This window comes from Pedobacter sp. GW822-FHT03F06, assembly GCF_058801365.1.
Genome location: NZ_JBXANE010000011.1, coordinates 229807 through 237266, shown reverse-complemented (window position 1 = coordinate 237266; position 7460 = coordinate 229807). Strand labels below are relative to the sequence as shown.

The window sequence follows — 7460 nt, the reverse complement described above, 5'->3', positions numbered from 1 at the left end:
ATTTCCGTGCCTTGCGGGACTACAAGTTTATCTCCCTCTTTTGATTATTTTATTATAAAGATAAAGATATGAGCAGGACTGTAGCTCGCCACAAAGAACTGAACATTCACTTACTAATGAAAAACTAAAGTAAATTTATACAAATTGGATCTCTCCGTTTCGCTTTGCTCCAGTCGAGATGACGATTTTTCCCTTAAAATAATCAACTAAAAATATAATTTTCATTATTTGCAAAACTCAAAACAATTAGTAACTTACTTAGGTTATCTACACCAAATATTTGATGGAAATTATACATATAAGCGCCGAGTGTTACCCAGTTGCAAAGGTTGGTGGTTTAGCCGATGTAGTAGGGGCCTTACCAAAATATCAAAATAAATTAGGCCACATTGCCAAGGTGGTTATTCCTGCGTACGATACCAAATTTATCCGCGAAAGCGAATTTGAAGTAACTTACGATGCATGGGCAAACTATGGTAATCACCACTTTCAGTACCGCATTTTAAAAGAAAGAACCAATAAATTGGGCTTTGATTTATACGTGATCCATATTCAGGGCTTAACGGACCGCCCAAATGTATATGGTTATAGCGATGATACAGAAAGATTTGTGGCTTTCCAGATTGCTACGCTTGATTGGATTGTACAGTGGGAGCATCGTCCGGATGTACTTCATTGCCACGATCACCATACCGGTTTAATTCCGTTTATGGTTTCAAATTGCATAAAATATAAAGCAATTAGCAGTGTCCCGACGGTTTTAACTATTCATAATGCACAATACCAAGGTCAGTTTGGGTGGGATAAATTATATTACATACCCGCATTCGATTTGTGGAAAGGTGGTTTACTGGGCTGGGAAGATGCCATTAACCCTTTAGCATCGGCCATTAAATGTGCCTGGAAAGTAACTACGGTTTCGCCAAGTTACCTGGACGAAATGATGAACAATGCCCGTGGCTTGGAAAGTTTGTTGAGACAAGAGCGTTGGAAATCGGTAGGAATATTAAACGGAATTGATAGCGAGGTTTGGGATCCGGAAACAGACCCGATGCTGAGCAAAAGTTACAATTTAAAAACAGTTGAAGCTGGTAAACTGGCAAACAAAACAGCACTCTGCGATGTTTTTCAATTAGATCCATCTAAACCTCTGTTTACTTTTATTGGTAGATTGGTTGATGAAAAAGGTGCCGATTTATTGCCTGATATTTTTTACACAGCTTTACAACAGCATGGCGACAATATCAATATCCTGGTTTTAGGATCGGGCGATAACTGGGTAGAGGGCCGTTTAAATCAATTAAAAGACATTTTTACTGGTAAGTACAATGCCTATATTGGTTATAATGAGCAGGTTTCGCACGAAATGTATGCTGGTGCAGACTTTCTGATCATGCCATCGAGAGTGGAGCCCTGTGGTTTAAATCAGCTTTATGCATTAAGGTACGGAACTGTTCCCATTGTGCGCCGGATTGGTGGATTGAAGGATACTGTAATTGATATTGGCGACGGAGGTTTTGGAATTTGCCATGATCAAACGAGTATTTGGGATGTTACCCATGCCATTAACCGTGCTGTTGAGTTGTATAACGACAAGAAGACTTTTAAAGCAGTAAGAAAAACAATGATGAAAATAGACCATTCGTGGGATAACGCAGCATTAAATTATATAGAATTATACCAAATATTAAAATAAGCTTAAAGATGACTGACAAAGTTTTAGGCGTTATCCTTGGCGGTGGCCAGGGCTCTAGATTATCGCCGCTAACACAAACACGTTCTAAACCGGCAGTTCCAATTGCTGGTAAATACCGATTGGTAGATATTCCGATTTCGAATTGCTTAAATTCTGGAATTCATCGAATGTTTGTGTTAACCCAGTTTAATTCGGCATCCCTAAACAAACACATTAAAAACACCTATCACTTTAGCCATTTTAGTACTGCCTTTGTTGATATTTTGGCTGCTGAACAAACTGTACAAAACTCAGGTTGGTTCCAAGGTACAGCAGATGCCGTTCGTCAGTGTATGCATCACATTGTTTCGCACGAATTCGATTACATCTTAATTTTATCCGGAGATCAATTGTACCAGATGGATTTTAAAGATATGATCGAGAAACATATTGAAGCCAATGCAGAAATTACCATTGCCACTATTCCGGTAACGGCAAAAGATGCAACCGATTTTGGTATTTTAAAGGCCGATGAGGAAAACATGATCACCTCTTTTATCGAAAAGCCTAAAACGGGTTTAGAAGACTGGGTTTCGGACACTGGTGAAGAAATGCAGGGTGAGGGACGTAATTTCTTAGCTTCGATGGGTATTTACGTTTTCAACCGCGAATACCTGATCAATATTTTAAATGAGAATGAAGAGGAAAAAGATTTCGGCAAAGAGATTTTGCCAAGAGCAATTTCTCAGAGCAGGGTTTTAAGTTACCAGTATGAAGGTTATTGGACTGATATTGGAAATATTTCATCTTTCTTTGAAGCCAATTTAGGCCTAACAGATGAAATTCCTAAATTTAATATGTTCGATAGTAACCATGCTATTTTTACCAGGGCACGGATGCTGCCTCCTTCAAAAATTTCGGGTACCACTTTGGATAAGACAATTATTGCCGAAGGCTGTATCATTCAGGCGAGCAAAGTAGAACATGCTGTTTTGGGAATCAGATCAAGGATTGGAAAGGATACGGTTGTTACCAATGCTTACATTATGGGCAGCGATAGGTACCAAACCTTAGAAGAGATACAGGAGGAAACGGGCAAAGGAAATTCTTTAATAGGGATCGGCGATCGTTGTTTTATTAATAATGCCATCATCGATAAAAACTGTCGCATTGGCAATGATGTAAAAATTAATGGGGGCGATCATTTGGAAGATGGTGACTTTGAGCTTTATGCCGTTAAAGATGGTATCGTGGTAATTAAAAAAGGTGCTGTTGTACCTAGTGGAACAGTAATTTAGAAAAAATACTAATTTTCATAAAGCCAGTTTAGAGTAATCTAAACTGGCTTTTTTGTTTTTAGATTTCACAGGTTTAATCCATACATCACCCTGAATTTATTTCAGGGTCTATCTTGCAAGGAAGATGCTGAAATGAATTCAGCATGACGTTTTGGTAGAAAATAAATTGAAAAATATTTACACAATCTCTTTTTGACATTTCTCCCTAACATTTTTCCGATCGGCTTGTTAGTAAATAAACAAAATTATATTCTATGGCCGAACAACACCTTTATCAAACAGGAATTATAGGAAATTGCGCTTTCATTGCACATGTAAATAAAAACACTGATATATCTTGGCTTTGCTGGCCCCGTTTTGATAGCCCTTTTGTATTTGGCAGTTTATTGGATAAGAAAAAAGGTGGTGAATTTTCAATTCTACCTCAGGGTGAGTTCAGTTCTAATCAATATTACATCGAGAATACCAATGTTTTAAGAACAGAGATCACTGCCGAAGACGGGAAATACCGGATTACCGATTTTGCACCACGATTTCACCTATACGATCGCTATTTTAAACCGTTAATGCTCATCAGAAAGATCGAACCTTTAGAAGGTAACCCACGTATTACCATCAAATGCGAGCCGGTTTGCGATTATGGTAAAGGTAAAATGAAATCGAGCAGGGGCAGTAATCACATTGATTATCTAGGCTGCGATGAAAACATCCGTTTAAGCACCAATGTATCGCTTACCTATATTTTTGACGAGAAAGCATTTGTACTAAATGAGGCTAAATACCTTATTATGACTTATGGCCAAAATTTAGAGGCCCCGGTAGTAAGCACCGCCGAAAATTTTTTGCGTGAAACCATCGCCTATTGGCGATTGTGGATTAAACATTCATCAATCGCTGGTTTTTACCAACCTTTTGTAATCCGATCGGCCCTAGTGCTGAAAATCCATCAATATGAAGATACGGGGGCAATTATAGCAGCCAGTACAACTAGTTTACCAGAATCGCCCGGCAGTACCCGAAACTGGGATTATAGATATTGCTGGTTAAGAGATTCGCACTATGTATTAACTTCACTTAACCATATTGGTCATTTTGAAGAAATGGAGAAGTATTTTAATTACCTTTCTGATATTTCACACGCAGAAGATACACGCTATCAACCCTTGTACGGTATTGCAGGAGAAAGGGAAATTACCGAGCATACGTTAAGTCATTTGGAAGGTTATAAAGGCGAGCAGCCCATTAGAATAGGAAACCAGGCCTACGAACATATTCAGAATGATATTTACGGTCAGGTTTTAATTTCGATGTTGCCACTTTATACCGACCACCGTTTTGTTTTTTCCGAACGTAGCGATTCGGTAAGGTGGATTGAAAGTGTGCTTTCTAAAATTGAGCGCACGATCGATGAAAAGGATGCCGGAATTTGGGAATTCAGGAATATTGCCAACGTACATTGTTACAGTAACCTATTTCAATGGGCAGGAGCACAGGCTGCTTTAAAAATGGCTAAAACGATTGGTAACGAGGATTTTGAGCAGCGTGCAAAGGTTTTAATCGATAAGGCTGCGGCACATATAGAGGCCTGCTACGATCCAGAAAGAAAAGTGTACACCAATGCTGTAGGAAGCACACATTTAGATGCCAGTACGCTACAGTTGATCATGATGAATTACTTGGATCCGGCCTCAGATCGGGCGAAAGATCATTTAATAGCTTTAGAAAAGGAGTTGAAAACGGAAGATGGACTATTTTACCGTTACTTACATGCTGACGATTTTGGTAAACCAAAAACAACATTTTTAATCTGTGCCTTTTGGTATGTGGAAGCTTTGGCCTGTGTTGGCCGGACCGATGAAGCGATTAAAGAATTTGAGAATATTATTAAATATTGTAATCACCTTTTGCTGTTCAGTGAGGATGTTGATGCTAAAACGGGTAGCCAATGGGGTAATTTTCCCCAGGCATATAGTCATGTAGGTTTAATGAATGCGGCTTATCGTATTGCAATTAAACTGGATAGACCGATATTTTTGTAAGATGTAATTGCAAAGTGGATTACATCCACCTTGCAAAGGTCGGGATTGCAAATCCCGACCAACTAGTTGTTCTTTTAGCTATTTAAATTATGAATCGTCACCCTGAATTCATTTCAGGGTCCATCCTGCGGGAAGATGCTGAAATAAATTCAGCATGACGACTTGAGTTGGGAAAGGCAGCTAAAAATTGATTATTTTTCAATCAGTTGTCTTTTCACCAGCCGAAATATTAAATAATTAACTCCGCCCTACAAACGCCTCTTTTACTAAACTCCAAAGCAGTTTTCGCACTTCATTAAAATCATTTAGGTAATATTTTGCTTCCGAAATGTTGTTGCCAACTTTAATGGTGAAAGCATCATCTGGTAATGCCCTAAAAATATCTTCATCAGTATGGTCATCACCAAGGGCCAAAATAAAATCAGGGTGTTTATCGTAAAGCCAGTTTAAAGCAGCTTTTCCTTTATTCACTTCCATATTCTTAAATTCTATCACTTTATTGCCAGGCATGAGTTGCAAACCTTTATCGGCAGCTAAAATTTTCATATGGCTGATAATTTCATTTGCCCTTAAATCGCCAAGTCCTTCTTCTGCTTTGCGGTAGTGCCAAACCAGAGAGTAACTTTTCTCCTCAATAAATGATCCTGGAGTGCGGTCTGTATAAGTTTCTAATAGCGTTTTTATTTCTTGTTTCCACTGGTCGGTTAAAAGTGGCAGGCTGTTCCATTTATCTCCGTTCGATTTTTGCCAGGCACCATGTTCTGCAATCAGATCTACCTTTAGGTGTCCAAACCACTTTTCGAGGGTTTCGTTTCTTCTCCCACTAATAATCACAACTTTATTTGCCTTATCAAGGGTTAGGTTTTCAATTAAATCATACAATTCGGCATCTGGCGAAGCGTCGTCAATATTTCCGGTAAAATCTACAAGGGTACCATCATAATCTAAAAATAGCACACGATTTTGTGTTTGCGCATATTTAGCTACAATCACTTCATTAATAGCATTTACTGCATGTTTTGTTAATAACGATTTTTGAGAATCTTTCACTTCGTTTAATCTTAAAATAAAATTGTTAACCCAATGTTTAACATTGAATTTTTGTACAATTGCACGCATGGCTTTCATACGCATTTGTTGTTCTGAAGGCAACATTTTCAGCGCTGCTACAATAGCCTCCATAATATCACCAATGTTATTGGGATTTACGATTATGGCATCAGTTAATTCTTTGGAAGCTCCGGCCATTTCACTTAAAATTAATACACCATCATTACCATTCCTGCTGGCCACATATTCTTTACTTACCAGGTTCATTCCATCGCGCATAGGCGTAACCAAACAGATATCTGCTGTGGAGTAAAGGGCCGATAGCACTTCAATAGGGAAGGAACGATAAAAATAATTTACCGGAATCCAGTTCATTGAACGGTACCTCGCATTTAAATTTCCGACGAACTGATCAATCTGATCTCTGAGTTCGCTATATTTTGGAACGGTGTCCCGAGAGGGCACAACGATCATAAAAAGCTCGATTTTGCCGATGTATTCAGGATGGTGCTGGAGCAGTAATTCTAAAGCCTTTAATCTTTCTAATATGCCTTTGCTGTAATCGAGCCGATCTATAGACAAGATTACTTTCATATCTTCTTTACCTGCTCTGAAATAGTCGATCTCTTGTTGCACCCGATCAGTTGCTGGTAAACCTGAAAATTTATCGAAATCAATTCCCATTGGAAAAGCTTCCACAACAATTTGCCTTTCGTTGCTATTGAGTATGTTTGATGATGAATTTACAGGGAGCAAGCGTGTTGCCGTGCTAATAAAATGGCGAACATCGTCATAGGTATGAAAACCGATTAAATCGGCACCAACTAAGCCGTTCAATAGTTCTTCGCGCCAGGGGATTAAACGGAATATTTCGTAGGATGGGAAAGGAATATGCTGGAAAAAACCGATGGTAGCATTTGGCAGTTTTTCTCTTAAAATACCCGGCAAAAGCAGCAACTGATAGTCTTGGATCCAAATTTTATCTTTTCTGTTGAGGACTTGCATAGCACTTTTTGCAAATTTCTCATTAACCGATCGGTAGCAGTCCCAGTAACTTTGTTCGTAATGCGCATAAGTAACAAGGTAGTGAAATACTGGCCATAATATTTCGTTTGAAAAGCCTTCGTAATATAGATTAATTTCGCCTTGAGTAAGGTAAACTGGATAAAGGTTTAATGCGGCAAGTTTTTGAGTAATTTCTTCCTGACGTTCTTCCGGTACTTCTATACCGGGCCAGCCGATCCAAATGGAATTGCCTGATTTATAAACGTCTCCTAATCCTGTGGCAAGGCCGCCCTCGCTCGGAATAAGGGTGTATTCGTTGTTTTCTTCGATGATTTTAACGGGTAGTCTGTTCGATATTATAACTGTCTTCATGCTTGTATTTGATGTATCCAC

4 protein-coding genes are annotated in these 7460 nt (G+C 38.7%); 3 read left to right on the top strand and 1 reads right to left on the bottom strand.

Annotated features, from left to right (window positions below):
* The first annotated feature begins 283 nt into the window (after positions 1-283).
* The 3 genes from AC1RJ8_RS19535 to AC1RJ8_RS19525 all read left to right on the top strand — a co-directional run bounded on the left by AC1RJ8_RS19535 (position 284) and on the right by AC1RJ8_RS19525 (position 5012).
* On the top strand, positions 284-1696 hold the full coding sequence (locus AC1RJ8_RS19535) for a glycogen synthase (protein WP_492955078.1): 1413 nt from the start codon (positions 284-286) through the stop codon (positions 1694-1696).
* A gap of 8 nt (positions 1697-1704) precedes the next feature.
* On the top strand, positions 1705-2973 hold the full coding sequence (locus AC1RJ8_RS19530; protein WP_492955079.1) for a glucose-1-phosphate adenylyltransferase: 1269 nt from the start codon (positions 1705-1707) through the stop codon (positions 2971-2973).
* Positions 2974-3227: 254 nt separating this feature from the next.
* Complete coding sequence (locus tag AC1RJ8_RS19525; RefSeq protein ID WP_492955080.1) at positions 3228-5012, top strand: glycoside hydrolase family 15 protein; 1785 nt, start codon at positions 3228-3230, stop codon at positions 5010-5012.
* A 237-nt stretch (positions 5013-5249) separates the two neighbouring features.
* Here AC1RJ8_RS19525 and AC1RJ8_RS19520 read toward each other — a convergent pair whose 3' ends face one another.
* On the bottom strand, positions 5250-7439 hold the full coding sequence (locus AC1RJ8_RS19520) for a bifunctional alpha,alpha-trehalose-phosphate synthase (UDP-forming)/trehalose-phosphatase (RefSeq protein WP_492955081.1): 2190 nt from the start codon (positions 7437-7439) through the stop codon (positions 5250-5252).
* Between the last annotated feature and the right edge of the window lie 21 nt (positions 7440-7460).